Source organism: Amycolatopsis sp. lyj-23 (assembly GCF_046549135.1).
Lineage (GTDB): Bacteria > Actinomycetota > Actinomycetes > Mycobacteriales > Pseudonocardiaceae > Amycolatopsis.
On record NZ_JAJPWN010000001.1, the window covers coordinates 200,267 to 227,258 of the forward strand.

Annotated in this window: 27 protein-coding genes; 8 read left to right on the top strand and 19 right to left on the bottom strand. The window is 73.4% G+C overall.

Annotated elements, in window-relative coordinates; genetic code table 11:
* Window positions 1-8 precede the first annotated feature (8 nt).
* The 9 genes from ACLJPY_RS00895 to ACLJPY_RS00935 all read right to left on the bottom strand — a co-directional run bounded on the left by ACLJPY_RS00895 (window position 9) and on the right by ACLJPY_RS00935 (window position 6,712).
* Window positions 9-458, bottom strand: coding sequence for an anthrone oxygenase family protein (locus ACLJPY_RS00895; RefSeq protein ID WP_410586023.1), 450 nt, complete (start codon window positions 456-458; stop codon window positions 9-11).
* Window positions 459-462: 4 nt separating this feature from the next.
* Window positions 463-930 (bottom strand): SRPBCC family protein, encoded by a 468-nt coding sequence (locus tag ACLJPY_RS00900; RefSeq protein WP_410586024.1) that lies wholly within the window; start codon window positions 928-930, stop codon window positions 463-465.
* 1 nt (window position 931) lies between these two features.
* Window positions 932-1,177, bottom strand: coding sequence for an acyl carrier protein (locus tag ACLJPY_RS00905; RefSeq protein WP_410586025.1), 246 nt, complete (start codon window positions 1,175-1,177; stop codon window positions 932-934).
* A gap of 25 nt (window positions 1,178-1,202) precedes the next feature.
* Window positions 1,203-2,414 carry a ketosynthase chain-length factor gene (locus ACLJPY_RS00910; RefSeq protein WP_410586026.1) on the bottom strand — a complete coding sequence of 404 codons (1,212 nt, stop codon included), beginning with the start codon at window positions 2,412-2,414 and terminating at the stop codon, window positions 1,203-1,205.
* A complete protein-coding gene (locus ACLJPY_RS00915) occupies window positions 2,411-3,670 on the bottom strand; it encodes a beta-ketoacyl-[acyl-carrier-protein] synthase family protein (protein WP_410586027.1) in 1,260 nt (419 codons plus the stop codon). The genes ACLJPY_RS00910 and ACLJPY_RS00915 overlap by 4 nt, the downstream gene beginning before the upstream one ends.
* Window positions 3,667-4,086 carry a cupin domain-containing protein gene (locus ACLJPY_RS00920; RefSeq protein ID WP_410586028.1) on the bottom strand — a complete coding sequence of 140 codons (420 nt, stop codon included), beginning with the start codon at window positions 4,084-4,086 and terminating at the stop codon, window positions 3,667-3,669. The genes ACLJPY_RS00915 and ACLJPY_RS00920 overlap by 4 nt, the downstream gene beginning before the upstream one ends.
* The gene (locus ACLJPY_RS00925; RefSeq protein WP_410586029.1) at window positions 4,086-4,382 is read right to left on the bottom strand and encodes a TcmI family type II polyketide cyclase; all 297 of its coding nucleotides are present in this window, start codon (window positions 4,380-4,382) and stop codon (window positions 4,086-4,088) included. The genes ACLJPY_RS00920 and ACLJPY_RS00925 overlap by 1 nt, the downstream gene beginning before the upstream one ends.
* Window positions 4,383-4,555: 173 nt before the next feature.
* Entirely contained in the window at window positions 4,556-5,110 is a 555-nt protein-coding gene (locus tag ACLJPY_RS00930) for a PadR family transcriptional regulator (protein ID WP_410586030.1), read from the bottom strand.
* A gap of 123 nt (window positions 5,111-5,233) precedes the next feature.
* Window positions 5,234-6,712, bottom strand: a complete 1,479-nt coding sequence (locus ACLJPY_RS00935) for a peptide MFS transporter (protein WP_410586031.1) — start codon at window positions 6,710-6,712, stop codon at window positions 5,234-5,236.
* A gap of 164 nt (window positions 6,713-6,876) precedes the next feature.
* On the opposite strand from ACLJPY_RS00935, the gene ACLJPY_RS00940 reads away from it, so the two are divergent.
* Both ACLJPY_RS00940 and ACLJPY_RS00945 read left to right on the top strand, forming a co-directional pair.
* Window positions 6,877-7,893 (top strand): methyltransferase, encoded by a 1,017-nt coding sequence (locus tag ACLJPY_RS00940; protein ID WP_410586032.1) that lies wholly within the window; start codon window positions 6,877-6,879, stop codon window positions 7,891-7,893.
* Window positions 7,890-9,482: an FAD-dependent monooxygenase gene (locus ACLJPY_RS00945; protein ID WP_410586033.1), complete on the top strand. Its 1,593-nt coding sequence runs from the start codon at window positions 7,890-7,892 to the stop codon at window positions 9,480-9,482. The genes ACLJPY_RS00940 and ACLJPY_RS00945 overlap by 4 nt, the downstream gene beginning before the upstream one ends.
* Window positions 9,483-10,063: 581 nt before the next feature.
* On the opposite strand, the gene ACLJPY_RS00950 is transcribed toward ACLJPY_RS00945, so the two are convergent.
* Window positions 10,064-11,629 carry an FAD-dependent oxidoreductase gene (locus tag ACLJPY_RS00950; RefSeq protein WP_410586034.1) on the bottom strand — a complete coding sequence of 522 codons (1,566 nt, stop codon included), beginning with the start codon at window positions 11,627-11,629 and terminating at the stop codon, window positions 10,064-10,066.
* Window positions 11,626-12,642, bottom strand: a complete 1,017-nt coding sequence (locus ACLJPY_RS00955) for a tyrosine-protein phosphatase (RefSeq protein ID WP_410586035.1) — start codon at window positions 12,640-12,642, stop codon at window positions 11,626-11,628. Before ACLJPY_RS00955 ends, ACLJPY_RS00950 begins: the two co-directional genes overlap by 4 nt.
* A 193-nt stretch (window positions 12,643-12,835) precedes the next feature.
* Between ACLJPY_RS00955 and ACLJPY_RS00960 the strand changes: the two genes are divergently transcribed.
* Genes ACLJPY_RS00960 through ACLJPY_RS00975 form a run of 4 tightly spaced genes read left to right on the top strand, consistent with a single transcriptional unit; the run spans window position 12,836 to window position 16,519 of the window.
* Window positions 12,836-13,702 (top strand): LLM class flavin-dependent oxidoreductase, encoded by an 867-nt coding sequence (locus tag ACLJPY_RS00960; protein ID WP_410586036.1) that lies wholly within the window; start codon window positions 12,836-12,838, stop codon window positions 13,700-13,702.
* Window positions 13,699-14,355, top strand: coding sequence for an SDR family NAD(P)-dependent oxidoreductase (locus ACLJPY_RS00965; RefSeq protein WP_410586037.1), 657 nt, complete (start codon window positions 13,699-13,701; stop codon window positions 14,353-14,355). Before ACLJPY_RS00960 ends, ACLJPY_RS00965 begins: the two co-directional genes overlap by 4 nt.
* 8 nt (window positions 14,356-14,363) lie before the next feature.
* Window positions 14,364-15,572, top strand: a complete 1,209-nt coding sequence (locus ACLJPY_RS00970; RefSeq protein ID WP_410586038.1) for a cytochrome P450 — start codon at window positions 14,364-14,366, stop codon at window positions 15,570-15,572.
* Entirely contained in the window at window positions 15,569-16,519 is a 951-nt protein-coding gene (locus tag ACLJPY_RS00975) for a Gfo/Idh/MocA family protein (protein ID WP_410586039.1), read from the top strand. Before ACLJPY_RS00970 ends, ACLJPY_RS00975 begins: the two co-directional genes overlap by 4 nt.
* Before the next feature lie 43 nt (window positions 16,520-16,562).
* Here ACLJPY_RS00975 and ACLJPY_RS00980 read toward each other — a convergent pair whose 3' ends face one another.
* Both ACLJPY_RS00980 and ACLJPY_RS00985 read right to left on the bottom strand, forming a co-directional pair.
* Window positions 16,563-17,288, bottom strand: coding sequence for a class I SAM-dependent methyltransferase (locus ACLJPY_RS00980; protein WP_410586040.1), 726 nt, complete (start codon window positions 17,286-17,288; stop codon window positions 16,563-16,565).
* Between the two features lie 55 nt (window positions 17,289-17,343).
* Window positions 17,344-18,252, bottom strand: a complete 909-nt coding sequence (locus ACLJPY_RS00985; protein ID WP_410586041.1) for an NAD-dependent epimerase/dehydratase family protein — start codon at window positions 18,250-18,252, stop codon at window positions 17,344-17,346.
* A gap of 180 nt (window positions 18,253-18,432) precedes the next feature.
* Here ACLJPY_RS00985 and ACLJPY_RS00990 point away from each other — a divergent pair, with 180 nt between their 5' ends.
* Together ACLJPY_RS00990 and ACLJPY_RS00995 are read left to right on the top strand one after the other, a co-directional pair.
* Window positions 18,433-19,491 carry an NAD-dependent epimerase/dehydratase family protein gene (locus ACLJPY_RS00990; protein ID WP_410586042.1) on the top strand — a complete coding sequence of 353 codons (1,059 nt, stop codon included), beginning with the start codon at window positions 18,433-18,435 and terminating at the stop codon, window positions 19,489-19,491.
* Window positions 19,492-19,872: 381 nt separating this feature from the next.
* On the top strand, window positions 19,873-20,838 hold the full coding sequence (locus ACLJPY_RS00995; RefSeq protein WP_410586043.1) for a LysR family transcriptional regulator: 966 nt from the start codon (window positions 19,873-19,875) through the stop codon (window positions 20,836-20,838).
* A 192-nt stretch (window positions 20,839-21,030) separates the two neighbouring features.
* Here the strand turns inward: ACLJPY_RS00995 and ACLJPY_RS01000 are convergent, their stop codons facing one another.
* The 6 genes from ACLJPY_RS01000 to ACLJPY_RS01025 form a co-directional block, all read right to left on the bottom strand.
* On the bottom strand, window positions 21,031-21,885 hold the full coding sequence (locus ACLJPY_RS01000) for a carbohydrate-binding protein (RefSeq protein ID WP_410586044.1): 855 nt from the start codon (window positions 21,883-21,885) through the stop codon (window positions 21,031-21,033).
* A gap of 174 nt (window positions 21,886-22,059) precedes the next feature.
* On the bottom strand, window positions 22,060-22,770 hold the full coding sequence (locus tag ACLJPY_RS01005) for an alpha/beta fold hydrolase (protein WP_410586045.1): 711 nt from the start codon (window positions 22,768-22,770) through the stop codon (window positions 22,060-22,062).
* 24 nt (window positions 22,771-22,794) lie between these two features.
* Entirely contained in the window at window positions 22,795-23,385 is a 591-nt protein-coding gene (locus tag ACLJPY_RS01010; RefSeq protein ID WP_410586046.1) for a TetR/AcrR family transcriptional regulator, read from the bottom strand.
* A gap of 16 nt (window positions 23,386-23,401) precedes the next feature.
* Window positions 23,402-24,223: an ATP-binding cassette domain-containing protein gene (locus tag ACLJPY_RS01015; protein WP_410586047.1), complete on the bottom strand. Its 822-nt coding sequence runs from the start codon at window positions 24,221-24,223 to the stop codon at window positions 23,402-23,404.
* Complete coding sequence (locus ACLJPY_RS01020; RefSeq protein WP_410586048.1) at window positions 24,220-26,052, bottom strand: dipeptide/oligopeptide/nickel ABC transporter permease/ATP-binding protein; 1,833 nt, start codon at window positions 26,050-26,052, stop codon at window positions 24,220-24,222. The genes ACLJPY_RS01015 and ACLJPY_RS01020 overlap by 4 nt, the downstream gene beginning before the upstream one ends.
* Entirely contained in the window at window positions 26,049-26,990 is a 942-nt protein-coding gene (locus ACLJPY_RS01025; protein ID WP_410586049.1) for an ABC transporter permease, read from the bottom strand. Before ACLJPY_RS01025 ends, ACLJPY_RS01020 begins: the two co-directional genes overlap by 4 nt.
* Window positions 26,991-26,992: the final 2 nt, after the last annotated feature.

Genomic DNA, 26,992 nt, shown 5'->3' on the forward strand with positions numbered 1-26,992 from the left:
TCGCAGTGTCAGTACAGGACGGCGATGCCGTCGGCGAGCAGCGCGGCCGCCATCAGGACCGTGCGGGCGGTGTTCCACGCCTTCCAGCGCGCCCGCGGGTCCCGGCTGGGCCAGTCCGGCGGTTCGTCCGCCGGGTCGAGCTTCAGCACGAACCGGTTGATCGGCACGGCCTTGGCGACCGACACCGCGATCACCGACGCGACGAGCACCGCGGCGACCACGAACCAGGCGCCCGAGGGCGCGGTGATCGCGGCGACCACGTTGGCCAGCAGCGCGACCGCGTTGATGATCGGCATCGCCGGGTCGTACCGCGGCTGCAGGTACTGCACCATCTCGACGTACCGCCGGTAGGACAGCACCTGCATCATCGGCGCGAGCCCGACGGTCGTGCAGAACATGTCGCCCGCGGCGATCCCGCCGCAGACCAGCGCGAGCAGCGCGGCGATCTGGTAGCCCATGCGCTCAGACCGGCACTTCGGCTTCGCGCGCGGCCTGTTCGAGGAGCCGCTTGATCCGCGCCTGCTGCCGGACGCTGTTGCCGTTGATCCGGGCGGCCATCGCGTGGTCGTCGAGCGGCGCACCGGGCTTCATCTCGAAGTCCTGCACCCAGCGCAGCCGCACCCCGCCGGCGACCTCGGTGTACTCCCAGAACAGCGTCATGTACTTGAACGGGCCGGTCTCGACGCGGTGCGACAGCGTGGTGCGGGCCGCCTCGTCGAGGCGCCGTTCGGACACCCACGCCCACACCTTGCCGTTCTCGTCCGGGTGCAGCGCGAGCCGGAAGGTGATCCGGTCGTCGCCGCGGTCGAGCACCGTGGCCTCGCCGTACTCGTCGAACAGCTCGGTCCACGACTCGACGTCGTTGGTCCGCTGCCAGACCAGCTCCATCGGCGCCTCGATGAACACGCTGTTGTCCGTGTGCGCGGCCATCTCAGGCGATCCCAACGGGGTTGTTGATGTAGCCCAGCAGCTGCCGCAGGGTCATCGACTCGGCGGTGACCTCCTCCGGGATTTCGCGCCCGGAACGCTGCTGCAGCCGCGCCGCGATTTCGAGCACCGCGAGCGAGTCGTAGCCGAGGTCGGCCAGCTCGACGTCCAGGATGTCGCCGTCCAGGTCGACGGACTCGTCGGTCCCGCACGTGCGCAGGACCTGTTTCAGATCTTCGAACGTGAGCACGTTCTCCTCCTTCGTGGTCGGGGTTTCAGCGGGTGAGCACGAGCGCCGAGTTGAACCCGCCGAAGCCGCGGGCCAGCACCAGCGCGGTCCGCACCCGCGCGGGCCGGGGCTCGGTGACCAGGTCGAGCTCGTAGGCGGGTTCGGTGACGCCGATGGTCGGCGGCAGGACGCCGTCGCGCATGGCCAGCAGCGCGCAGGCGACGTCGAGGGGCGCGCCGCCGGCGGCCAGCCGCCCGGTCATCGTCTTCGGCACCGTGACCGGCACCCCGCGGGCGCCGAACACCCCGGCCAGTGCCGCGGCTTCCTCGGCGTCGCGTGCTCGCGTCCCCGCGCCGTCGGCGAACACGACGTCCACATCGGACGGCCGCAGGCCCGCGTCCGCCAGCGCGCCGGTGATCGCCCGCAGCAGCCCGCCGGGGCGGCCGGAGCCCGGCCGGGGGTCGAACGTCGCCGCGTACCCCGCGACCCGTCCGTACCCTTCGGACACCCCGCGGGCGCGGGCGGAGCTTTCGTCCTCCAGCACCAGGATCGCGCCGCCCTCGCCCGGCACGTGGCCGGAGGCCCGCACGTCGAACGGCAGGTACTCGCCGCTCGTGAGCTGCCCGGCGGCGCCCTGGCACACCAGCGCGTACGGCGACAGCGCCGCCTCGGTGCCGCCGGTGACCACGGCCTTGGTGCCGGTGCGCAGTACCCGCCGGCTCTGCGCGAGCGCGTCCAGGCCGCCCGCCTGCTCGGCGACGACGACGCCGTTGGGGCCGCGCATCCCGTGCCGGATGGACAGCTGGCCGGTGGTCGCCGCGTAGAACCACGCGATCGACTGGTACACCGACACGTATTCCGGTCCGCTGCTCCACAGCCGCTCGATCTCGCGCTGGCCGAACTCGTTGCCGCCGGACGAACTGGCGGTGATCACGGCGAGGTCGTAGTCGTCGAAGTCCCGTTCGCCCGCGGCGCCGATGCCCGCGTTGCGCAGGGCCTCCTCGGTCGCGATCATGGCGAGCCGGGTCCAGCGGTCGGTCTGCACGGTGACCCGGTTCGGCAGGGCGTCCGCCTCGTCGGGTACCGCGCCGACGTGGGAGACCGGGTAGCCCGTGGCGTCGAACCGGGTCACCGGCGCGAGCCCGCTGCGCCCGGCCAGCACGTTCGCCCAGAAGTCCTCGACGCCGACGCCGTTGGGTGCGACCACCCCGATGCCGGTGATCACGGCGGTGGCCGTCGTCACAGTCGCCGTCGTCACACCGGCTCCCGGGTCAGGACGACGGCCGTCTGGAACCCGCCGAAGCCACTGCCGACGGAGAGCACGGTGTCCAGCCCGGTCTCCCGGGCGACGTTCGGCACGTAGTCGAGGTCGCACTCGGGGTCGCGTTCGTGCAGGTTCGCCGTCGGCGGTACGACCTGGTGCTCCAGCGCCAGCGCGCAGGCCGCGACCTCCAGCGAGCCGATCGCGCCGAGCGAGTGCCCGATCATCGACTTGATCGAGCTGACCGGCACGCGGTAGGCGTGCGCGCCGAGGCTGCGTTTGACCGCGGCGGTCTCGTGGCGGTCGTTCTGCTTGGTGCCCGAACCGTGGGCGTTGACGTACCCGACGCGGTCGCCGGGCAGCCCGGCCCGGCGAAGCGCGACCTCGATGGCCTCGGCCAGCTCGCGGCCGTCGGGTTTCAGCCCCGTCATGTGGTAGGCGTTCGCCCTGGTCGCGAAGCCGGAGACCGCGCAGTAGACGTGCGCGCCGCGCCGCCGGGCGCTTTCGGCTTCCTCGACGACGAAGACGGCGGCCCCTTCGCCGAGCACGAACCCGTTGCGCGTGCGGTCGAACGGCCGGGACGCGCGCGCGGCGTCGTCGTTGTCGGGGGACGTGGCCTTGATCGCGTCGAAGCAGGCGACGGTGATCGGCGAGATCGGCGCGTCGGTGGCCCCGGCGAGCATGACGTCCGCCTCGCCGGACTCGATGAGCCCGGCGGCGTGGCCGATCGCGTCGAGCCCGGAGGTGCAGCCGGTGGAGATCGTGGCGACCGGGCCCTGTGCGCCGCAGCGCCAGGCGACTTCGGCCGCGAAACTGCTCGGGACGAGGTACTCGTAGAGCTGCGGGGCGGCCTTGGCCGGGTCGACGACCCAGTCGCGGGCCGCCGCCGAGACGGTGAGGTACTCGTTCTCCAGCCCGATGGTGGCGCCGACGGCGCTGCCGATCGTGACGCCGAGCCGGTACGGGTCGAGCGCACCCGGGTCCAGGCCGCTGTCGAGCACGGCTTCGTCCGCGCAGACCAGCGCGAACTGCGCCGCGCGGTCGAGGCGCCCGGACTCCTCGGTGGTCAGGCCGTAGAGCTCGCCCTCGAAGTCGCACTCGGCCGCGATGCGCGAGCGGAACCCCGTCGCGTCGAAGGCCGAGATCGGCCGGGTCGCGGTGCGGCCTTCGGTGAGCAACGCCCAGAAGGCCTTGGTGCCGATGCCGCCCGGGGCGACGACGCCGATGCCGGTGATGACCGCGGTCCTCGTCACGGTGCCCCCACGGCCGGCTGGGCCTCGGCCGGCGCCGGCAGCTCCTCGGTGTCGACGTGGCCGAGCTCCGGGCGCGGGGCCAGCGGGCACAGGTGGAACACCGCCTCGGCGGGCTCGCCGGTGTGGTTCTCCACCCGGTGGCGGGCGTTCTTCGGCACGACCAGGCCTTCGCCCTGACGCAGGACGTAAGCCGCGCCGTCGACGCGGGCGGTCAGCTCGCCGCGCGTGACGTAGAGGAACTCCTCGGAGTAGGGGTGGTAGTGCTCCGAGACGAACTCGCCCGGACGCAGGGTCAGCACCCCGAGGAAGCCGGTCGTGGCGCCGGCGGTCTTGGGGCCGAGGACGACCCGCAGCTCGCCGCCGCGGCGGCGGTTGGGCTCGGCGTCGGCGTAGGACGCCACCTTGAGCTGTCCCATCAGGCGGCCCGCCAGCTGTAGAAGCGGTGCGCCATCGCGTCGGCCGGACCGCGCCAGGTCTGCGGGTCGTACGGGGTGATGAACGCGTCGAGCTTGGTGTTGATGTCGGTCCACAAGGGACTCTTGCGGGCCGCGGCGAGCCCTTCGGCCAGCGGCCGTTCGGCCTCGATGAGGTGGAAGTACAAGCCCTGGTAGGAGAACAGCGACCGCGCCGTCACGCCCACCGTCGCCGGGAGCTCCCCGGCGTCGGACTCGCCGAATATCCCGGCCACCGATTCCGCCGAACCCGGATCCATGCGTGCCACGATGAGTGTGCGTTCCACCCGTGCCGCCCTTCCCTGAAGCGATGTCCCGATGTTTTTCGCGGGCAGGACGATGTTCGTCGGCCGCATTCGAGAACGGTTCGAACTCTGGTCGCAATTTTGATACGGCCGCGTTTTCCCGCGGGCAGCGCGCGGAATTCTCCCGCTCAGCCGGCCCGGGCCGGATCGCCGCTCATCGTGGCGAGCACCCGGCGCAGCCAGTCCAGCTCGGCGTGCCCGACGGCGCACAGGTAGTCCAGCTCCATCACGCGCTTGAACTCCAGGTGCGGGCCCGCGGCCGCCAGCTGGGCGGCGTACTCGGCGAGCAGGCCTTCGAGCCGGATCCGGCGCTGCCGCAGCGCCGACACCTGCAGGTCGGCGTCCAGGTTCCCGAGCAGCGACAACGCCGCGCCGAAGGCCGGGATCTCCTCCGGTGTGGTGACCAGGCGGGACAGCTGCGTCGCCATCTCCTCGCCGCCGTCGGGGGTGATGCGGTACACCGTCCGCTCCGGGCGGCGCCCCTCCCGGGTGGTCTCGACCGGCTCGATCAGCCCGTCGGCCTGCAGCCGCTCGATGGCCCGGTAGATGCTGCGCGGCAGCCCGGGGACGATGTTGTCCTTGTGCCGCTGGCGGATCAGCCGCAGCATCTCGTACGGGTGCCGGTCGCCCTCGTTGAGAAAGCACAGCACGGTCAATGCGGCGAAATCCCGGGTCCGGTTCACGGCACTTCCTTTCCGAAGTATTTCGTTCCGCACTATTTCCCCGGCCGGTTTTTCGAGCACGGGAAGGCGGACAACGGGAGGAGCGCCGATTCCGCGGGGAATCGGCGCTCCTCGGGCGGGAACTCAGCGGGCCGCGACGGCCACCGCGGGCGCGGCGGGTGCTCCGGTGGCGGGTACGGCGAGCCGGGCGGTCAGCGAGCGCCGGGCGAGCACCAGCGCGAGCCCGGAGCCGAGGCCGGCGCCCGCCAGCACGAGGTAGTAGACGGGGCGCGGGAGCACCGCGGACAGGTGCACGAGCTGGCTGCCGATGCCGGCGCCGAAGGCCGAGCACATCCAGTACAGCCCCATCGTGCGCCCGGCGAAGGTCGACGGCGCGACGTCCACCGAAGCGCTGAGGCCGACCGGCGCGAGCACCACCTCGCCGAGGGCGAGCAGCAGGTAGACCGCGATCAGCCACCAGGGTGAGACCAGGCCGCCGGCGGCGAGCCCCGACGCGGCGCTCATCAGCAGCATCGACCCCGCGGCGGCGGCCAGCCCGATGGCGATCTTCACGGGCAGCGAGATGCGCTCGCCCGCGCGGGTCCACAGCACCGCGAGCGCCGGCGCGAGCACCAGCATGAACAACGGGGTCGCGGAGGCGAACCAGCCGGCCGGGATGGTGAACCCGCCGAGCCGCCGGTCGGTCGCGTGCTCGGCGAACAGGCTGAGCAGGGAGTTGCCCTGGATGACGAACATCCAGAACAACGCGGTCGCGGCGAGCACCCAGCCGAACGCCGTCACCCGGCTGCGCTGCGGCACGCTCAGCGCGGGGCTGCGGCGCAGGACGAGAAAGTAGGCCACCGGCGCGACCAGCGAAAGCAAGCCCATCGCGATCACGACGTGCATCAGGGTGAACGTGCCCGCCAGCACGTCGGCGGCCGCGAGCACGGCGACGACGCCGGCGGAGATCCCCGCGATCAGCCCGGCCTTGCGGCGCTCGGCCGGCGAGGCCGGGTGCCCCGGTTCGCGGCCCAGGTCGCCGAAGGACCGGCTGCCCAGCACGAACTGCGCGATCCCGAAGGTCATGCCGACCCCCGCGGCGGCGAACCCGAGGTGCCAGTCGACGGTCTCCCCCAGGAACCCGGTCACCAGCGGCGCGACCAGCGCGGAGAGCTGGATGCTGACGTAGAACAGCGAGAGCGTCGACTCGCGCTGCGCGCTCTGGCCGGGTCCGTGGAACCGGCCGAGCAGCGCGAGCATGTTCGGCTTGAGCAGCCCGGTGCCCGCGGCGATCAGCCCGAGCCCGACCCACGTCGCGGCGGCGGCCGGGACGAGCATGGTGAAGTGCCCGAGCGCGATGCCCGAGCCGCCGAGCACTACGGCCCGGCGCTCGCCGAGCACCCGGTCGCCGAGCCAGCCGCCGGGCATGGCGGCCATGAAGACGAGACCGACGTACGCGCCGAAGAGCGCGGCTGCGGTTCCCATCGGCAGGCCGAGCCCGCCGCGGGCGGGTGGGGCCGCGGCGTAGAGCGCGAGGATCGCGATCATGCCGAAGAAGCTGAAGCGTTCCCACATATCCGTGAGGAACAACGTGACGAACCAGCGTGGGCGACCTAGGACCATGGCGCGGAGCATGCGGGCGTCGCTTCGAGCACGGCTGGAGAAGGACTCGCGGCCTCGCGCGCGCGGCCGGCCACGCGCGCGAGGGCCGCCGGGAGAACCGGACCCGAGTCTTTTTCGAGCGCCCGGTGGTGTTGTTCGGGCCGACGCCCCGAAAGGAGACCGATGTGAGCGGTCCGTCCACTTTGAACGACATCAACCGGCTGGGTATCGCGTTCGCCGAAGCGAAGGTCGTGCTGGCCGCCGTCGAGCTCGGCCTCTTCACCCGGCTGGCGGCCGGGCCCGCGACCCAGGAGGAGCTGTGCGCGGCGCTCGGGCTGCACCCCCGCGCGGCCCGTGACTTCCTGACCGCGTTGGCCTGCACCGGACTCGTGCACCACGAGGACGGCAAGTACACGGCGAGCCCGGCCGCCGAGACCTACCTCGACAAGACCAAGCCGACCTACGGCGGCGCGTTCCTCGAACGCGCGAACCGGATGATGTACCCGGCGTGGGAGAACCTCTCGGGGCTGCTGCGCACCGGCGAACCGCAGCTGGCCGGCCGCGAAGACCAGGCCGCCGCCTTCGAGAAGATGATGGGCAACCCCGACCACCTGCGGAACTTCCTGCGGATGATGGACGCCGTTTCCGGGCCGCTGGCGCCGGAACTGGCGTCGAAGTTCGACTGGAGCGCCCACCGCACGGTGCTCGACGTCGGCGGCGCGCGCGGCAACCTGCTCGCGCAGGTGCTCAAGGACCACCCGCACCTGACCGGAACGGTGTTCGACCTGCCCCCGATCGAGCCCATGTTCGACGAGCACATCGCCGGCTTCGGGCTGACCGACCGGGCGCGGTTCGCCGGCGGCGACGCGTTCACCACCGAGCTGCCCGCGGCCGACGTCGTCGTCACCGGCCACGTCCTGCACGACTGGGGCCCCGCCGAGCGGACCGAACTGGTGGCGCGGATGGCGCGGGCGGTGAACCCGGGCGGTGCGCTGCTGATCTACGACATGCTGCTGGAACCGGCCCCGGCCGACCCGTGGAACACGCTGATCAGCCTCAACATGCAGCTGCTCTCGCCCGGCGGGTCCGAGTACACCCTCGCCGAGTGCCAGGAGTACCTCGCCGCGGCCGGGCTGTCCGATGTGGACACCGTCCGCCTCGGCGACCACGACACCCTCGTCATCGCCCGGAAGCCCGCATGAGCTCCGCACGGGTACCCGTCCTCGTCGTCGGCGGCGGCCCGGTCGGCCTGTCCACCGCGCTGTTCCTGACCCGGCACGGCATCGCGCCGACACTGGTGGAGCGCCGCGACTCGACGTCGTGGCTGCCGCGCGCACCGGGCATCCAGGCCCGGACGCTGGAGATCTTCGCCGCGGCGGGCATCGAAAAGGAGATCCGCGCGCTCGAGATGGGTGACTCCCACCCGTACTTCGAGGGCGGCATCCTGCGCACCCCGACGCTGGCCGAGATCGGCACCGCCGAGGTCGTCGAGTCGCCGTCACTGGACGGCGCGGAGATCAGCCCGCAGCGGGTGATGGGCTGCGGCCAGGACCGTTACGAGCGCGTGCTGGCCGACCAGGCCCGTGCGGGCGGTGCCACGCTGGAGTTCGGCACCAAGCTCGTCTCCTTCACCGTCGGCGAAGACGGGGTGACCGCCGAGCTGGAGTCCGTCGCCGACGGCACGCGGCGCACGATCGAGGCCGACTACCTCGTCGCCGCCGACGGCGCGAGCAGCTTCGTCCGGCGCACGCTCGGGATCACCCAGGAGGGCCGGGGCACGGTCTTCCACGCCCTGAGCATCTACTTCCGGGCCCCGCGCCTGGAAAGCGTCATGCACGACCGCAAGTTCATCCTGGCCTACGCCACCAAGGGCCCGACGGTGATGACGCTGTCCCGGCTGCACGGGTGCGACCCGTGGGCCGGCGCCGCGCTGTACGACCCGGCCGAGGAGTCACCGGCCGACTTCACCGAAGAGCGGTGCATCCAGGTCGTGCGGGACGCGGCCGGGGTGCCCGACCTCGAGGTCGAGATCGTCGGCACCGTGCCGTGGGAGGGCGCCCAGCGGGTGGCCACCACGTTCCGGTCCGGGCGGGTGCTGCTCGCCGGGGACGCCGCGCACGTGCACCCGCCGGCGGGCGGGTTCGGCGCCAACACGGGCATCCACGACGCGCACAACCTGGCGTGGAAGCTCGCGGCGGTCCTGCGCGGCTGGGCCGGCGAACGCCTGCTCGACAGCTACGACGCCGAGCGGCGTCCACTCGGGACGGCCATGGCCGACCAGGCGCTGCTGCGCAACCGGATCCGCCACGGCCACGCCTCGGAAGCGGACCGGGCCCGGATGGTCGACGACATCATCGTCACCCTCGGCTACCGGTACGCGTCCTCGGCGATCGCGGTCGAGGACGAGAACGCCCCGGTGCTCACGCCGCGCCTGGAACTGACCGGCCAGCCCGGCACCCGGGCCCCGCACGTGTGGCTCCGCCGCGACGGCAAGCGCGTGTCGGCGGTCGAGCTGTTCTTCGGCTCGTACGTGCTGTTGGCCGGCCCCGACGGCGAGAGGTGGCACGACGCGGCCACGGTGGTCGCTACCGAGACCGCGGTGCCGTTGCGCTCGTTCCGCATCGGCCGTGAGCTGGTGGAGGACGAGGGCGCCGACTGGGCGAAGGCCTACGGGGTCGAGCCGGACGGTGCGGTGCTGGTGCGCCCGGACGGCTTCGTCGCGTGGCGCACGACGGAGGCCGGGCAGGACCCGAAGGCCACCCTGCACGCGCTGCTGGAATCCCTGGTCTGACCGTTCTCCCGAAACGCCGTCGCGCCCGCACGCCGGGTGCGGCGGCGCGGCGGGGGCACCGGGCGGCGGCGCGGCGACGCGGCGCGGCGGAGGAACCGGAGGTGGCGAGCGCCGTGCCGGAGCGACCGCGCCGAGTTGCCCACAAGCAGCCCGGTCTGTGGACAACCCGCCCTCGGCGGCCACTTCCCGGCGATTTCCGTCGGCCGCCGCCGATAAGCTGAAGCGGGGCGGCTCCCCCAGGGAGGGCGGGCCCTGCGGCCGGCGGCCTTGCGGCCGGCGGCCTTGCAGATGCCCCACCAGCTCGAACGGAAAGCCGACAGCGAGACCCGCACCCCACCCAGACCCCTCCCCCCACCCCGATCCGAAGCCCCAACACGGCCGGTGGTGCCGGGTCAAGGCACGCTTTCCCGCCTTGACGCGGCACCACCGGCCGTAGTCACAATCGGGCATCGGGGTGGTGGGCACCGACCAAGGCAATCCGACACCACCCACACCTCCAGACGAAAGCCGACCACCACGCAACCGAAACGACTGAAGCGCCTTCGCCGGGAAGACCCCGGCGAAGGCGCTTCAGCGGTGCTTCAGACCGTCACCGGTTCCCGGCAGTGCAGTGCCGCCAAGACATCACCCAAGTCCTCGGGCGTGAAGCCCGATTCCTTGCGCCAAGCCACGAACCCGTCCGGACGCACCAGCAGCGCACCAGTGGCCATGATGCCATGCCGAGCCTGCGCGATACCGTCGAGCACGAAGGACCGGAGTCCGGTGTCCACTTCGGTACCGGTGAGCAGCACGTACTCGCGGCCGTAGCGGTCGAGCGTGGACCCGCTGCCGACCGGCAAGTGCGGCGCCCGCGTGCCCGGCTGCCCGGTCAGCTCCGCGGGCTCCAGCGCCACCGGTCCGTCGCCGGGAGCGAACGGCCCCGGGTAGCGGTACCCGAACACCGCGGCGTCGTACGGCACCAGTTCGTGCCCGGCGGGCGCAGCCACCTTCGCTCCGCCCCGCGCGTTCATCAGCAGCAGCGCCTGCCCCAGGGTGAACTCCGCGACCGGACGGCGCTCGGCGTCGTAGGTGTCCAGCAGCGCCTCCCCCGCCCGGCCGCTCAGCACGTGCGCGAGCTTCCAGGCCAGGTTGTGCGCATCCTGGATGCCGGTGCCGGCGCCGAACGCGCCGGTCGGCGGCATCACGTGCGCGGCGTCGCCGACGAGGAACACCCGCCCGGCGCGGTAGGTGTCCGCGACCAGGGCGCCGACTTCGTAGCCGAGCACCCGCACGCCGTTCTCCAACTGCGGGACGAGGGACAACGGCAGGTCCGGCACGCCGGTCGCGGTCCGGATGGCGGCCACGCAGCGCTCGTCGTCGAAGACCTCGATCCGCTCGCCGCGCTCGGGGAAGTACGGGGTGTTGAACACCCAGCGCCGGTCGCCGCCGTGCGGGAACAGCACCGTGCCTTCGGCCGGCGTGGTGAGGTGGCACGACGCGACGAACCGGCCGTTCGCCGGGTCGTGGCGGCCGCGCATCGGCCCGGACAGGTCGGCGTCGAAGACCATGCTCGCGACGTGGCTCAGCCGGCCGGGACCGTGCCGTCCGATGCCGAGCAGCGACCGCACCGTGCTGCCGTTGCCGTCGGCGCCGATCACGTAGGCCGCCCGGATCGTCCGCTCGCCGTCCACTGTGGACACGGTGGCGGTGACCCCGGCGTCGTCGGGGTCGAGACCGACGAGCCGGTGCCCGAACCGCACGTCCGCGCCGAGCTCCTCGGCCCGCTCCCGCAGCACGCGCTCGAGCCGGTCCTGGTCGATCATCCCCCAGCCGGACGGGCTGACCTCGGCACCGCCACCCGCGTCGGCGGGCGGTCGCTGTTCGGTGCGGCTGAGCTCCTCGCCGGCCAGGGTGACCGCGCGCAGGAGGTACACCGAGGGCAGTTCGCTCACGTAGCCGCCGCTGTCGGTGACCGCGGACGCGAGCCCGACCTGGCGGAGCAGCTCCGCCGTCCGGGGGTTGATGCTGCGGGCCCGCGGGTGGATCAGCGTCCCGGAATGCCGCTCCACCACGGCGGTGCGCACGCCGAGCCAGGAGAGGAAGGTGGCGGCGGCGAGCCCGGTCAGCCCGCCGCCGGCCACCAGGACGTCCACAGTGGTCGGCTTCACCGCGGGGTCTCCAGCAACGCGTGCCGCAGCTGCCGGGTCAGCTGGTCGGTGACCCCGAGCGCGGCGAGGTAGTTCGGGAACGACCCGTAGTCGAGGTTGACCTGGTCGTAGGCCGCGTCGAGGTAGGCGCCCGTGGTGCCGGAGGACAGCAGGTAGTCCTGGCGGATCACGTCGTCGGGCACTCCCAGCACCTTGAGCAGGAGCACCGTCATCCAGCCGGTGCGGTGGTTGCCGCCGGTGCAGTGGTAGAGCACCGGCCGCTGGCGGGCGTCGGCGATGTGGGTCAGCGCGTCGACGAACTGGTGGCCCAGGTTCGGGTTCGACACCAGCAGCCGGTAGTTGTCCATGATCAGGTCCCCGGTGGACGGCGGGGTCTTCGGGTCCGGCGGCACCGCCTGGTCGGGGTCGCCGACCGGTTCCGCGATGTGCGTGACGCCGGCCGGCACCGGGTCCGGGCCCTCGGCGGTCGCTTCCGCGGTCGAGCGGAAGTCCACGTCCTCCCGGATTCCCAGGCCGGCGAGCTCGTCGCGGCCGGTCGCGGTGGCGGGCGTCAGCCGGGCGCTGCGGAAGATCGTGCCCCACCGGATGCGCTGCCCGTCCGCGGCGGGGTAGCCACCCAGATCACGGGCGTTCTTGACGCCGTCGAGGTCGACCAGCTTCGCGGCCACCCCCTCGCCGAGCCTCGCCCCGCCGGGCACGATGACGAAGTACCAGCGGGTCGTCGGGGCCAGGCCGGTCACGGTCGCCGCCCCGGTGGCGTCCTTCGCGACCAGCACGCCGTCCTGGGCCTTTTCGATCGGGTGGGTGGCGGCGTACACCGACGCCGAGCGGACGTCGGTCGCGGGCGACCAGCTCAGCTGGTAGCTGCCGTCGGCGGCCCGCACCGCCGTGGCACCGGCGATCGGCAGCGGCCGCGGATCGCAGGCGAACGCGGCGGTACCGCCGGTCAGGACGGCGGTGGCGGTGAAGACGGCCGTCACCACCCCACCTCGCCGCAGGGACATGCGCACCATAACGGTCTTCTTCCTCTGGATCGGATACACGTGCGGGACACGCGCGCGGCCCCAGGTTCGTCACCGCCGGTCGAACCTCGTTGGGACCCGGCTCGACGGCGCGGCCGGGAGTCCCAGCCGGGTCCCAACGAGGTTCGAGTCCGCCCGCCGAGCATGCGGGGCGAAGCTGCCACCGGAAAGACTGGAGACCGGCATGCGGATCGGGGTCGGCCTGCCCGCGATGGTTCCGGGCACCCGCGGCGCGGACCTGCTCGGCTGGGCCGTGACGGCCGAGGCGAGGGGCTTCTCGACGCTCGGGGTGCTCGACCGGATCGTCTACCCGAACCACGAGCCGCTCACCGCGCTGGCGGTCGCGGCCGGAGCGACGCGCCGGATCCGCCTGTCCACGACGGTGCTGCTCGGCGCGACCCGCACCCCGGCCGTGCTGGCCAAGCAGGCGGCGACCCTGCACGAGCTGTCCGGCGGACGGCTGGAGCTCGGGCTCGCCGCGGGCGGGCGGCGCGACGACTTCGACGTCACCGGCACGTCGTTCACCCGGCGCGGCCGGCACCTCGACGAGCTGATCACCACCTTGCGCCGGACCTGGCGCGACGGCGAGATCGGCCCCACCCCCGCGACGCCCCCGCCGGTGCTGGTCGGCGGCCACTCCGAGGCGGCGATGCGGCGGGCCGCGGCGAGCGCGGACGGGTGGATCTCCGGGAGCGGCTCGGCCGAGCCGTACGCCGACCGGCTCACCCGGCTGCGCAAGGCCTGGGCCGACGCCGGCCGCACCGACGAACCCCGGCTGGTCGCGCTGGCCTACTTCGCGCTCGGACCGGACGGGGGCACGCTGGCCCGCACCTACCTCGGCGGCTGCTACCGCGGAATGGGCCGCTACACCGAGCGGGTCATCGGCGAAACGCTCCTCACGCGGGAAGCGCTCGCCCGCACCGCCGCCGAATACGCCGACGCCGGCTGCCAAGAGCTCGTGCTCTTCCCGTGTTCGGCCGAACTCCGCCAGCTCGACCTGCTCACCGAAGCCCTGTCCGGGACAGGCCTGCTCGGCGAGGGGCTGTCTTGAGGGCGCTGGTCACCGGGGCCGGGCGCGGCATCGGGCTCGCCGTCTGCCGTCACCTCGCCGACGCCGGCTTCGAGGTCGTCGCGTCGGCGCGGCACCTCGCCGACGCCGAGGCCGCGGGAACCGGCCGGGCGGTGCGGCTCGACGTCACCGACACCGGCTCGGTGGCCGCCGCGCTCGAACAGGCCGGCCCGGTCGACGTCCTGGTGAACAACGCCGGGGTGCTCCTCGACGCCGGTGCGCCGCCCGAGTCCGTCCCGCCCGAGCTCGTCGCCGAAACCCTGGCGGTCAACGCGCTCGGCGCGCTGCGCGTGTCCCAGGCCGTGCTGCCGGGCATGTTCGACCGCGGCTGGGGCCGGATCGTCATGGTCTCGAGCGGCACCGGGGCGTTCAGCCACGGCCTGTTCACCGGCGCGCCGGCCTACGCCCTGTCCAAGACCGCGCTGAACGCCGTGACCGTGCTGCTCGCGAACTCCGCGCGCGGCCGCGGGGTGCTGGTCAACGCGGTCAACCCCGGCCGGGTCCGCACCCGCATGATGCCCGCGGCCGACGGGGACCCCGCGACCGCGGCCGCCGACATCGCCTGGGCCGCCACGTTGCCCGACGACGGGCCGACCGGCACCTTCTTCCGTTCCCGCGAACCGATCGATTGGTGAGGATCCCGATGACCGAAGCCGTGACGGCACTGCCCGCGTTCCCCTTCCGCGTGCGCACCCCCGGGGAAGCGCTCGACGAGTACGCGAAACTGCGCGCGGAAGCGGCGGTGACCCGGGTGCAGCTTCCCGGCGGCCACGAGGGCTGGCTCGTCCTGCGCCACGCCGAGGTCCGGACCGTCCTCACCGACCTGCGGTTCAGCAAGGAAGCGATGACCCGGCCGGACGCGCCGAGGCTGATCCCGGTGCACCGCGGCTCGCGGTCGCTGGTGAACCTGGACCCGCCGGACCACACCCGGTTGCGCAAGCTGGCCTCGCGCGAGTTCACCCAGCGGCGGGTCGACACGCTGCGGCCGCGGATCGAGGAGATCACGGCCGGTCTGGTCGACGCGATGCTGGCCGCCGGGACCACCGCCGACGCGGTGACCGCGCTGGCCCTGCCGCTGCCGATCACGGTGATCTGCGAACTGCTCGGCGTCGAACCCGCCGAGCAGGCGCAGTTCCGGCAGTGGGGCGACAAGGTGCTCACCGTCGGCGGACCGGGCGCGGACGCCGACGCGGCGCGCGAGGCCGCGGGCGCGCTGATGGGCTACCTCACCGGGCTGATCGAGCGCAAGCGCGCCCGGCCGGGCGAGGACCTGCTGACCCGGCTGCTGCAGGCCCAGGAGGACGGCGACTCGCTCGACGACGAGGAGCTGCGCACGCTCGCGATGACGATCCTGATCGCCGGCTACCACACGACGGTCAGCGCAGTGTCCCACCTTCTCGTGCACCTGCTGGAAGATCCGGTGCGGTACCAGTCCATCGTGGACGATCCCGCGCTGATCGGGACCGCCGTCGAAGAGGCGCTGCGCTACAGCCAGGTCGCCGGCGGGTTCGGCTCGCTGCGGATCGCGCTCGAAGACGTCGAGCTCGGCGGGGTGACGATCCGGGCGGGTGAGCCGGTGATCCCGCTGATCAACTCCGCCAACCGCGACGAATCCGCGTTCGCGGCGCCGGACGAGCTCCGGCTGGACCGCACGGACAACCCGCACCTGGCCTTCGGCGCGGGCATCCACTTCTGCCTCGGTGCCGCCCTCGCCCGGCTGGAACTGCGGGTGCTGCTGGAAACCCTGGTGGCCCGGCGGATCCCGCTCGCGCTGGGCACCCCGGTGGACGAGCTGCGGTGGCACCTCGCGACCGCGTTCCCCCGCCCGGCCGAGCTGCCGATCCGGTGGTGACCGCGCCGAGGTTCGGCGTACTGGGCTGCGCCGACATCGCCGCGCGCAAGACGGTTCCGGCGATGGCCGCCGCGGGCCTGCCGGTCACCGCGGTGGCGAGCCGGTCGGCGGCGAAGGCGGCGGCCTTCACCGCCCGGTTCGGCGGCGAGGCGGTGACCGGCTACGCGGCGCTGCTGGCGCGCCCGGACGTCGACGCGGTGTACATCCCGCTGCCGATCGCGCTGCACCAGGAATGGGCGGAGGCCGCTCTCGAAGCGGGCAAGCACGTGCTGGTGGAGAAGACGGCGACGCTCGGGACGGCCGCGGCCGCGCGGCTGGTCGAGCTCGCCACCGCGCGGGGGCTGGTGGTGATGGAGAACTTCGCGTTCCCGCACCACTCCCAGCACGCCGAGGTCGCGGAGCTGGTGACCAAGGGCGTGGTCGGCGAGCCCCGCCTGATCACCGCGGACTTCGGCATCCCGCCGACGGCGCCGTCCGGGATCAGGTACTCCGCCGCCCTCGGCGGCGGCTCGCTGCGCGAGACCGGGTGCTACCCGATCCGCGCCGCCTGGCCCTACCTGCACACCCCCGAGGTGGCCGGCGCGGTGCTCGTGCGCTCCGGCGAGGTCGACGTGTCCGGCAGCGCGCTGCTGAGCGACGGCCAGGTGGCGGCCCAGTGCTCGTTCGGGTTCGTGCACAGCTACCGGAGCACGATGTCGGTGTGGGGCAGCGAGGGCCGGCTGACGCTGGACCGGGCGTTCACCCCGCCGGCCACGGCGCGCCCGGTGCTGCGCCTGGAGTCCCAGGACGTGGTGGAAGAGCGGAGCCTCCCGGCGGACGACCAGTTCCGCAACGTCCTGCGGCACTTCGCGAGCCTGGTCGACGACCGGGCCGGACGCGCCCTCGAGTGCGAAACGCTGCTCACCCAGGCCCGGCTGCTCGACGAGGTCGTCGCGCGGGCTTCGTGAAAACCTGTCGTGGGTGGCGGACGCCCGCCACCCACGACACGGGTCAGGCAGTGGCCACGAACGACATGAAGTGCGGGTGCACGTCCAGCTCCAGCACCTCGGTGAACACCTCGTTCAGGATGGCGGTGCCTTCCGCGCTGGTCAGCAGCTGCGTCCGGTACGCGCCGGTCTTCATCCGGCCGCCCGAGGCGCGGATGACCACCGCCGTGCTGAAGAACGCCGCCGTGCGGCGGAGGTGGTTGAGCGTGCCGTAGCGCTTGCGCTCGAAGTCGTGGAAGTTGTCGCCCGTCCAGAGGTTCCCGACGAAGATCCCGCCCGGCTCCATGAACGTCTTGAGCCGCTCCAGCACTTCGCGCACGTCGCCGAGGTGGTGGATCGCGTCGACGCACATCACCAGGTCCGCGGAGCCGAGGTCGTGCTCGGCCCAGAAGTCGCCCAGCACGAGCTTGAGGTCCTCGTGCTGCACGCGGCCGCGCACGATGTCGAGGCCCTGCTGGGAGATGTCGAGCGCGGTGATGCTCTTCGCCGCGGTGCGGGTCGCCGCGAGACCGGTGAACTCGCCGGTGCCGCAGGCGAATTCGAGCACCCGCCCGGTCTCGGCGCCGTACTTCTCGAGGTACTTCCCGATGGTTTCCTTCTGGCTGAGGAAGTGCTCGCGCAGCAGCGGGTGCTGCTCCGCCGCCGCCCGGTCCCAGAACCGCGCCGCCCAGTACTTCCGGCCGTCCGGCGGCACGTTCTCGAGCAGCACCTTGCCGGAACGGGCGAGCATTTCAGCTAACATTCGGTCCCTCGCTCTGCAGTCGGGTTACTCCGGAACAGCCTGGTCAGATGGTCTCGAAAATCGTTTGGAGCTCGTTGACCCCGGCGGTGACGGCCGCGCCGGCGAGCCACGACCGCCAGGTCGCCGCCACGCCTTCCGCCAGCGACGTCCCGGGCCGCCAGCCCAGCACCCGCTCGGCCTCCCCGACGTCGAGCCAGACGTCCTGCCGGTCGAACAGCCGGCTCGGCTGGAACTCCACCCGCAGGTCGAGCGCCACGACCGAGCGCACCACGTCCAGCAGGTCCGACAGCGAGGTGCGCACGCCGGAGCCGACGTTGAGGATCAGGGGTTCCGCGGGCCCGGCGCCCCGCAGCCGCCGCATCACGTCGACGACGTCGTCGACGTAGACGTAGTCGCGGGTCGCGGTCACGTCGCCGATCAGCCGCAGCGGCCGGGAATCCAGCGCGGCGGACAGCCAGTGGGCGAGCACGCCCTGGCCGCGCCCGGTCGGCTGGCCCGGCCCGTACACATTGGACATCCGGAGGATCACCGCCGGCAGCTCACCCGCGTGGCTCAGCAGTTCCTCTTCGAGGGCGACCTTCGCCCGGCCGTAGGCGCCCGACGGCTTCAGCGGCGAGGTTTCCGCGTACGGCGGGGCGAACGCGGGGTCGTACACGGTGCCACCGGAGCTCGTCAGCACCACCGTGGGCGGGTTGTCCCGGCGGCGCAGCCGGTCGAGCAGGGTGCGGAACAGCACGTGGTCGGCCTCGGCCAGCTCCGGGTGGGTTTCCCCGAGCGCCGGGTTGATGCTGGACGCGAGGTAGAACACGGTCCCGGCCTCGGAGATCGGGGCGGCCAGCTCGCCGTCGAGCAGGAACCTCGACTGCCGGGTGAAGCACGCCGTCCGCACCCGCGCGAGGTCGAGCGTCGCCGAAAGCCGGCGTCCGATGAACCCCGCGCTCCCGATCACCACCGCCGTATCGGTAGCGCCGTCCGCGGCCACCCGACCAGACATGAGCACCACAGCCTCTCCCCACATCCGCGCCTCCGCGATCCGGACGGCCGGACGGTATGGCGCGCGGGTCCAGCCGCATTCGAGTCCGGGCCGAGCACCGCCGAAGACCGTGGGAAGCCACGAGAGGCAGGAGGCGGAATGCGAGTTCTGGTCACGGGCGGCGCCGGGTTCATCGGCCGCAACGTCGTCGAAGCGCTGGTGGCCGGCGGGCACGAGGTCCGGGTCCTGGACGCGCTGCTCCCCCACGTGCACCCGGCCGGGTCGCCACCGGAGTTCCCCGACGGCGTCGAGTTCCGGCACGGCGACCTGCGCGACGAGTCCACAGTGGTCTCGGCGCTGCGCGGCGTCGACGCGGTCTGCCACCAAGCCGCGATGGTCGGCCGGGGCAAGGAGATCCGCGACGCGGCGCGGTACGTGACGTGCAACGACCTCGCCACCGCGCGGCTCGTCACCGCGATGACCGAGCTCGGCCTCGGCAAGCTCGTGCTCGGGAGCTCGGTGGTGATCTACGGCGACAGCCGGTACGACTGCCCGGTGCACGGCCGGGTCCGGCCCGGCCGCCGTCCGAAGGAAGCCCTCGACGCGGGCCGGTTCGAGGTGACCTGCCCGGAGTGCGGCCTGACCGTCGTGGACAGTCCGGTCGAAGAGGACGACCCGCTCGATCCGCCCCGCAACGTCTACGCGGTCACCAAGCTGGCCCAGGAACACCTGGCCGGCGCGTGGGCCCGCGAGACCGGCGGCCAGGCGGTCGCCCTGCGCTACCACAACGTCTACGGGCCCGAGATGCCCCCGGGAAGCCCGTATTCCGGCGTGACGGCGGTCTTCCGCACGGCCGTGGAGCGCGCCGCGGCGGCCCGCGTCTTCGAGGACGGCAAGCCGTGCCGCGACTTCATCCACGTCCGCGACATCGCGTCGGCCAACGTGGCGGCCCTGACGGCGGCGCACCCGGGGTTCCGCGCGTTCAACGTGGCCACCGGAGACCCCCGCAGCATCGCGGAGGTGGCGGCCACCCTGGCCGCGGCGGCCGGCACACCTCCGCCGGTGATCACCGGCGAGTACCGCATCGGCGACGTGCGCCACATCGTGGCCTCGCCGAAGCGGATCAAGGCGGAGCTGGGCTGGCTGCCCTCGATCGGGTTCGCCGAAGGCATGGCGGACTTCGCCAGGGCCCCGATGCGCGCCCCCGTTGCGGTCTAGCCGCCGGGTTCGGTGACCGGCTCGGCAGGATCGGCAGGATCGGCAGGATCGGCAGGATCGGCAGGATCGGCGGCGGCGTCGGCGTCGGCGGCGGAATCGGCGGGGTCGGCGGCGGCTGTTCCGGCCCGGCTGCCCGGCCCGGCGGGTGCCCGGAAGCAAACCCGGGTCGACGAGCAGTCCGGCCAAGTCCCGGAGCGAACCGACGGCCGACCTGCGCTCGAGCCGAACCGCACGGCCCGGCGGGTGCCCGGGAGCAAACCCGGGTCGACGAGCGGTCCGCCCAAGTCGTCCCGGAGCGAACCGACGGCCGACCTGCGGCCGAGGCGGACCGCCCGACTCGAGTCGGATGTCCCCGCTGATCAAGCCGCCTACAGTGGGAGCGTGGAGCTGGAACTGCGCCACCTGCGCGCGCTCGTGGCCGTGGCCGATGCGCGGAGTCTCAGCCGGGCCGCCCGGCTCCTCCACGTCTCGCAGCCCGCCCTCTCGGGGCTGCTGCGGCGGGTCGAACAGGCCGTCGGCGGGGCACTCTTCGTCCGGTCGCCCAGCGGGTGCGTGCCCACCCGGCTCGGGGCCGACGTCGTGGCCGATGCGCGGGGCGTGCTGGCCGGCGTGTCCGCGTTGACCGAGCGGATCGGGGAACGGCGGGCGCCCGCCGGGCCGGTGCGCGTCGGCGGGTACTGCGGGTTCCTGCACCTCGCCGTGTCGCGCTGGCTGCGGGACCGGCCGTGGAGCCGCGGGGTCAGCGTGCACGAGGACCCGGACGAGTCCGCCACCCTCGCCCAGCTCGCCGCCGGCGGGCTCGACCTCGCGCTGGTCTACCTGCCGCCGCTGCCCGGCTTCGCGCTCCCCGACGGCGTCGAAACGCTGGTCGTGCACCCCCGGGAACCGGTCTTCGTCATCCTCTCCCCCGACCACCCGCTGGCCGGGACGCGCGCGGTCCCGTTCGCCGCCCTCGGCGAGCACCCGTGGGCCGACGACCCGCCGGGCACGACCCGGTGGTCGGCGTACCTGCAGCGGGAGTGCCGCCGCCGCGGCGTGGCCCTCGACCAGCCGCACCGGCCGCAGTGCCTGGCGACGCTGCTGGACCTCGTCGGCGCGGGCATGGCCGTCGCGCCCGCGCTGGCGACGCGCCGGGACCGGCCCGGGACCATCGCCGTGCGGGCCATCGAGGGCGCGCCCCTGTGGCAGGAGCTGCGCCTGTGCTACCGCCCGGGCACGCCGGTGGCGGCGCACATCGAGGAGGTCCACGCGGCCGTCGTCGCGAGCTACGCCGGCCGGCAGGGCTGCAGCGCCGCGTTCGACACCTGGTGGCACGCGGGCGGCCGCGAGCTGCTGCCGGCCGGCTGAGCTCAGACCGTGGAGGTTCGGGAGGCGCCGAGCCCGCTTCCCCGGCGCGCAGGCACCGACCACGGCCGCGCGAGTCGCGCCCTCGACCCGCCAATCCGAGCGAACACCTCACCATCGCCTACCGCCGGGCCCACGACACCTGCCACCGAGCCCCCACGCGGGCGGCCGCGAGCTGCTGCGGGCCGGCTGAACTCAGACGGTGACGCGCCAGGTGCTGTTCGGCGACGGCACCTCGAACCGCAGCGTCGAGCAGTCGTAGTCGGCCGGACGCGGGTTCGCGGTCGGCTGCAGCGGCGAGTTCGACGGCGACGCGGCGACCCACCGGCCACCGATCCGCAGCTGCAGCGAGCTCGACTCGAACACCGCGCCGCGCGCGTCCGAGCAGTAGTAGGCGTTGCCGGTGGCGGGATTGCGGGTCGCGTAGAGCTCGAAGATGTCCCAGCCTTCGTTCAGCGAGCTCTGGTCGCTGCCGCTCTGGCTGAACAGGGTGTCCCACGCGCCGGTCTTCACGTTGCGCAGCGACGCCGTCCAGCCGTTGCCCGCCGAGCTGGTCCGGACCTCCTGCACGGTGTAGGCCGGGTGCCCGTCCACCGTGCTGGTGTAGGTGGCCAGGAAGGCGCTGTCGATCGGGACGACCTTCGCCGGCGCCACCGAACGGCACCAGTCCCAGGCCCAGACCTGGGCGGCTTCGCCGAGCCCGTACGCGGTCACGACTTCGATGCACGAGTGCCCGGTGGGCTTCATCGTCGGGGCGTAGACGACGTCGTTCGTGTTGGAGAGCCGCAGGCCCGGCGTGATGCTCTGGGTCACGACCACGCCGTCGGCGCCCGAGGACAGCTGGGGTTCCGGGCCCCAGAACGTGTGCCGCTGCGCCAGGGACTCCGGGTGGCGCAGCCGGCGGAACTTTTCGGCCATCGGGCCGGCCGCCGCCTTGGCGGCGGCGCCGGTCAGGCCGGGTACGGTGCCGCCCGGTGCCGCGGACACCGGGGCGGCCACCGCGATCGTGGTCACGAAGGCACAGCAGAGAACGGCGAGCAGCTTCCGCATCGGCGCGTCTCCCTCGTCACGGGGCGGCCGGGTGCCCACCCACGGGGATCCGGATGCTAGGACGCGCTTTCCGTTGTGCGGCACCGACTTTCGGCGGGTCGGCGGCATCGCGGCCGGTCGGCGGGGGCATGACTTCCGCCGCCGCGAGGTGTTATGACGCCGTTCGGGGCACGCTCAGCCCCGGAGGAAGCCGAACACCGCCGTGCGCAGCTCTTCGGTCGCCAAGGCGCCTTGGTGGTCGCCGGGCACGTGCTGCAGCCGGGCCTCCGGGAGGCGGCCGGCCACCTCCTCGATGCCCGCCGCCACGGGATCGGCCGCACCCGCGAGGAACAGCGTCGGAACCTTCGGGACCGCGCCCGCCGGGTCGAACGGCTCCCGGCCCAGGCCTTCCACCAGCCGCAGCAGGGAGTCCGCGTCCCCGCCGCGGATCACGCCCGCGATCCCGGCCGTCAGCGGGTCCTCCGCCGCCCCGGTGCGGACCGCGACCCGCAGCGCCGCCGGGTCGACCGCGGCGAAGGGATCCATCCCGCTCAGGCCGCCGAGCACCAGCCGGCGGACCGGCAGCACCTCCTCGGCCGCCAGGCTCCACGCCAGCCGGGCGCCGAGGGAGTAACCGACGACGTCGACCTCGCCGTCGGGCACGGCGTCGGCCAGCCGGCGCAGCAAGACCCCCGTCGTGACGTCCTCGACGGCCGCGACGGCGGGCCCGTCCGGGTGGCCCGGCAGGTGCACGACGAAGGTCTCGCGGCCGGCTTCGGCGAGGGGGCCGGCCCATCGCCGCGCGGGCCAGTCGGCGGCCCCGCTGGAGGCGAAGCCGTGCAGCAGCACGACGGGCGGTCCGGCCGCGCCGGCCGGCGAAGTACGGGTGACGGGGAGAGCGTTCATTCTACGAGTGTAGACGAAAACCGCTCAATCGGTGATCCGGGCGAGCAGGCTGTCGACGTAGGAGCGATACCGGGTCACCAGCTCGCCGACCGGGTACATCAGGCTCGACACCGTGGCCCCGATGGTCACCGAAATGATCTCGTCGGCCAGCACGCCGACCGCGCGCGCGTTCGGCCGCTCGCCCTTGCCCCGCGCGGCCGCCAGACGGCGGCACAGCTCGGCCCGCCAGCCCGTCAGCAGGTCGCGGTACTGCGCCGCGAGGCCGGGGTTGGCCACGGAGTGGTCCCACAGCGCCAGCAGCACGCGCCCGGCCGCGATCCGGTCCGGGGTCAGCGGCAGGGCGCCTTCGACGAACCCCCGCAGCGCTTCGGCCGGCCCGAGCCCGGGGTCCAGGCCGGCCAGCAGCGCCTCGGTTTCCCGCAGCACGCTCTCGAAGGTCGCCGCGATGATGTCGTCCTTGCTGGCGAAGTAGTGCTTGAGCGCGCCGTTGGCGAACCCGGCGGCGGTCACGATGCTGCGCATGGTCGCCGCCTCGAAGCCGCCTTCGATGATCAGCTTCTTGGCGACGGCCACGATTTCGCGGCGTCGTTCGTCGTGGTCGATGACCTTCGGCATGGCTACCGACTCTAGGTCATGCCGGCTCGCGCAGGCTGAGCCACGTGGCGCGGCGTTCGGCCTGGCGAGCCGGGTCGGCGACGGGGGACGCGAGGCGCAGGCGCTGGGTGTACGGGTGCTCCGGCACCTCGGTCACCGCGCGGGTCGGCCCCGCTTCGACGATCTTTCCCTGGTACAGCACGCAAACGCGGTGGCAGACCCGCCGCACGACGCCGAGGTCGTGCGAGACGAACAGGTAGGACACCCCGGTTTCGCGCTGCAGGTCGACGAACAGGTCGAGGATGGCCGCCTGGGTGGTCAGGTCCAGCGCGCTGACCGGCTCGTCGCAGACCACCAGCCGGGGACGGCGCACCAGGGCCCGCGCGATCGCGACGCGCTGGCGCTGGCCACCGGAGAACTCGCTCGGGTACCGGTGCACCGCGGCGGCCGGCAGCCGCACGCGCTCGAGCATCGCGGCCACGGCCCGGCGCGCGTCGGCGCGGGACGTCCCGGCCACCACGAGCGGCTCGGCCAGCACCTCGCCGACGGTCATCGTCGGGTCCAGCGAGCCGTACGGGTCCTGGAACACGACCTGGACGTCGCCCGCCAGCCGGCGGCGGGCGGCGCCGCGCAGGTGCGTGGTGTCCCGGCCGGCGAAGGTGATCCGCCCGGAGGTGACCGCGGCGAGGCCGAGCACGGCCTTCCCGAGCGTCGACTTGCCCGAGCCGCTTTCGCCGACCAGGCCGACGCACTCCCCCGGCCCGACCGACAGCGAGATGCCGTCCAGCGCGCGGAAGGCGACCCCGCGGCGCAGCCGGTAGTCCACCACGAGGTCGTCGACCTCCAGCAGGGCGTTCATCGAGCGGCTTCCTCTCCGCGCACCCCGGCCGGGGAACACGCTTCGTCGAGTTCGTCGCGGCAGGCGGCGTCGTCCAGCGAAGCACCGATCAGCTCCGCGGTGTACGGGTCCTCCGGCCGCTGGAAGATCCGCTCGACCGGGCCCGTTTCCACGACCCGGCCGTCCTTCATGACGACGACGCGGTCGCAGATGTCGGCCACGACCCCGAAGTCGTGGGTCACGATGACCAGCGCCATCCCGTACTCGCGCTGCAGCTCGCGCAGCAGCTCGAGGACTTCCGCCTGGACCGTGACGTCGAGCGCGGTCGTCGGCTCGTCGGCGACCAGCAGCGACGGCCGCCCGGCGACGGCACCGGCGATGAGCACGCGCTGGGCCATGCCGCCGGAGATCTGGTGCGGGTAGGCCTTCAGGACCCGGTCGGGGTCCTGGATCCCGACCCGCACGAGGACGTCACGCGCCCGCTGCCGAGCCTCCGCCTTCGCCAGCCCGTGCACGCGCCGCAGCGGCTCGACGAGCTGGTGGCCGATCGGGTAGCTCGGGTCGAGGTTGGTCATCGGCTCCTGCGGCACGTACCCGATCGCCCGGCCGAGCAGGGCGGCCCGCTCCTTCGGCGACCGGTGCCCGACCTCCTCGCCGCCGACCCAGATGCCGCCGGCGACCGCGGTGCCGCCGGCCGGGAGCAGGTCGAGCACGGAGAAGATGGTCTGCGTCTTGCCCGACCCCGACTCGCCGACGATGCCCAGCACCTCGCCGGGTGCGGCGTCGAACGACACCCCGCGGACGACCTCGTTGACGCCCTCGCGGGTCGCGTAACCCACCCGCAGGTTCTCGACGCGCAGGGCACTGCCCCCGACCTCGTGCACGTGCGCCCCACTCGGCCCGCCCGGGGCACTTTCCCGTGAAAGTGCCCCGGGGGCGGCGGCCAGCTCACGGCGGACGCGGGCGCGACGGCGGGCGGTGGGCAGCTCGACCCGGACGCTGACCAGGTCCGCGAGGGTCGAGCCGATGAACGCCAGCGCGGCGATCGTGAGCCCGAGGGCGATCGAGGGCCAGAGCAGGATCAGCGGGTAGCTGAGCATGGTCTGGAAGCCGTCGTTCATCATCTGGCCCCAGCTGGGCGTGGACGCCGACCCGACGCCGAGGAACTGCAGCCCGGCCTGCAGGCCGATGGCGATCCCGGCGGTCAGCGCCGTCTGCACGATGACCGGGGCGTAGACCGCGCGCAGCATGTGCGTGCGCAGGATCCGCAAGGTCGTCACGCCGGACACGCGCGCAGCGTCGATGTAGGGCTCCCGGCAGACCGTCAGGGCCCGCGCCCGCGCGATCCGGTAGTGGCCGGGGGCCAGCAGCACACCCAGGGTGACCATCAGGACCGCGAAGTTCTGGCCGGTGCCGGCGGCGACCACCAGCAGCACGATCATCACCGGCACCGACTGCAGCGCGTCGCTGATCCAGGACGCGACCCGGTCGGTCACCCCGCCGAAGTACCCCGCGGCGACCCCGGCCGGGACGCCGAGCACCACGCAGGTCAGGCAGGTGATCAGCGCGCCGTAGAGCGTGGTCCGGGCGCCGTAGAGCAGCCGGCTGAGGACGTCGCGGCCGGCTGAGTCGCCGCCCAGCGGGTGCCCGTTGCCGGGTGTGGCGTGGGACAGCGCGAAGTCGAGGTGGTCGGGGTCGAACGGCGCCAGCCAGGGGGCGAGCACCGCGACCGCCACCACGATGGCGAACACGGCGAGGGCGGCCACCCCGAGCGGGCGGCGGAGGTAGCGCCGGCCCAGCGACACCCGCTTGACGGGCGCCGGGCCGACGGGAAGCGGGACGGCGGTCATCGCTGGCGCACCTTCGGGTTGACCCACCCGAGCACGAGGTCGAGCAGGAAGTTGACGATGACGACGAACACCACGGTCACGGCGGTCAGGCCGAGCAGCACCGGGATGTCGCCGATCTGGGACGCCGACTGCGTCAGGCTGCCGATGCCGGGCAGGTTGAACACGATCTCCACGACGATCGCGCCGCCGAGCAGCCCGACGAACAGCAACGCCAGCACGGTCAGCGCGGCCGGGGAGGCGTTGCGCAGCACGTGGGCGGTCACCCGGCGCTTCGACAGGCCGCGCGCCCGCAGCGTCCGGACGAAGTCCTGGCCCGCGACCTGCAGGAAGCTGTTGCGCAGCTGCTCGGCGATCATCACGATCGCGCCGAGGGCCAGTGCGATCGCCGGCAGCGTGATCGACTGCAGCCAGCCGCCCACCGACTCCTCCGGCGAGACGTACCCGACCGCCGGGAACCACTTGAGCCGCAGCGCGAACCAGGTCACCAGCACCAGGCTGAGCCAGAACCCGGGCAGCGCGAACAGCACCACCGACGCCAGCTTGAGCACGCGGTCGCCGAGGCCGCCCGGGCGCAGCCCGCACGCCACGCCCGCGGCGACGCCGACCACCGCGGCCAGCACGGTGGCGGCCACGACCACCGACAGCGTCACCGGCACGCGCAGCGCGATCTGGTCGCCGACCGGCTGGAAACTGCGCCACGACGTGCCGAAGTCCCCGGTGACGGCGTGGGAGGCCCAGGTCCAGAACTGGGTCAGCAGCGGCTGGTCGTAGCCGATCTTGGCGCGCAACGCCGCCTGCTGGGCGGGGGTCGCGCTGTTGCCGAGCAACCCGGCGGTCGGGTCGCCCACGGCGAGGTGCGCGAGGAAGAAGGTCCCGCTCGTGACGAGCACGAGCAGCAGGACCCCCGACGCCAGGCGCTTGAAGACGAAAGTCAGCATAT

Bases quoted from the DNA above. Each gene is read 5' to 3' on its own strand.
- ACLJPY_RS01020 (WP_410586048.1), bottom strand. From the start codon at position 26,052: ATGACCGCCGTCCCGCTTCCCGTCGGCCCGGCGCCCGTCAAGCGGGTG.
- ACLJPY_RS00990 (WP_410586042.1), top strand. From the start codon at position 18,433: ATGCGAGTTCTGGTCACGGGCGGCGCCGGGTTCATCGGCCGCAACGTC.
- ACLJPY_RS00900 (WP_410586024.1), bottom strand. From the start codon at position 930: ATGGCCGCGCACACGGACAACAGCGTGTTCATCGAGGCGCCGATGGAG.
- ACLJPY_RS01015 (WP_410586047.1), bottom strand. From the start codon at position 24,223: ATGAACGCCCTGCTGGAGGTCGACGACCTCGTGGTGGACTACCGGCTG.
- ACLJPY_RS01005 (WP_410586045.1), bottom strand. From the start codon at position 22,770: ATGAACGCTCTCCCCGTCACCCGTACTTCGCCGGCCGGCGCGGCCGGA.
- ACLJPY_RS01025 (WP_410586049.1), bottom strand. From the start codon at position 26,990: ATGCTGACTTTCGTCTTCAAGCGCCTGGCGTCGGGGGTCCTGCTGCTC.
- ACLJPY_RS00895 (WP_410586023.1), bottom strand. From the start codon at position 458: ATGGGCTACCAGATCGCCGCGCTGCTCGCGCTGGTCTGCGGCGGGATC.
- ACLJPY_RS00960 (WP_410586036.1), top strand. From the start codon at position 12,836: ATGCGGATCGGGGTCGGCCTGCCCGCGATGGTTCCGGGCACCCGCGGC.
- ACLJPY_RS01000 (WP_410586044.1), bottom strand. From the start codon at position 21,885: ATGCGGAAGCTGCTCGCCGTTCTCTGCTGTGCCTTCGTGACCACGATC.
- ACLJPY_RS00970 (WP_410586038.1), top strand. From the start codon at position 14,364: ATGACCGAAGCCGTGACGGCACTGCCCGCGTTCCCCTTCCGCGTGCGC.
- ACLJPY_RS00945 (WP_410586033.1), top strand. From the start codon at position 7,890: ATGAGCTCCGCACGGGTACCCGTCCTCGTCGTCGGCGGCGGCCCGGTC.
- ACLJPY_RS00980 (WP_410586040.1), bottom strand. From the start codon at position 17,288: ATGCTCGCCCGTTCCGGCAAGGTGCTGCTCGAGAACGTGCCGCCGGAC.
- ACLJPY_RS01010 (WP_410586046.1), bottom strand. From the start codon at position 23,385: ATGCCGAAGGTCATCGACCACGACGAACGACGCCGCGAAATCGTGGCC.
- ACLJPY_RS00935 (WP_410586031.1), bottom strand. From the start codon at position 6,712: ATGGTCCTAGGTCGCCCACGCTGGTTCGTCACGTTGTTCCTCACGGAT.
- ACLJPY_RS00925 (WP_410586029.1), bottom strand. From the start codon at position 4,382: ATGGATCCGGGTTCGGCGGAATCGGTGGCCGGGATATTCGGCGAGTCC.
- ACLJPY_RS00955 (WP_410586035.1), bottom strand. From the start codon at position 12,642: ATGGTGCGCATGTCCCTGCGGCGAGGTGGGGTGGTGACGGCCGTCTTC.
- ACLJPY_RS00920 (WP_410586028.1), bottom strand. From the start codon at position 4,086: ATGGGACAGCTCAAGGTGGCGTCCTACGCCGACGCCGAGCCCAACCGC.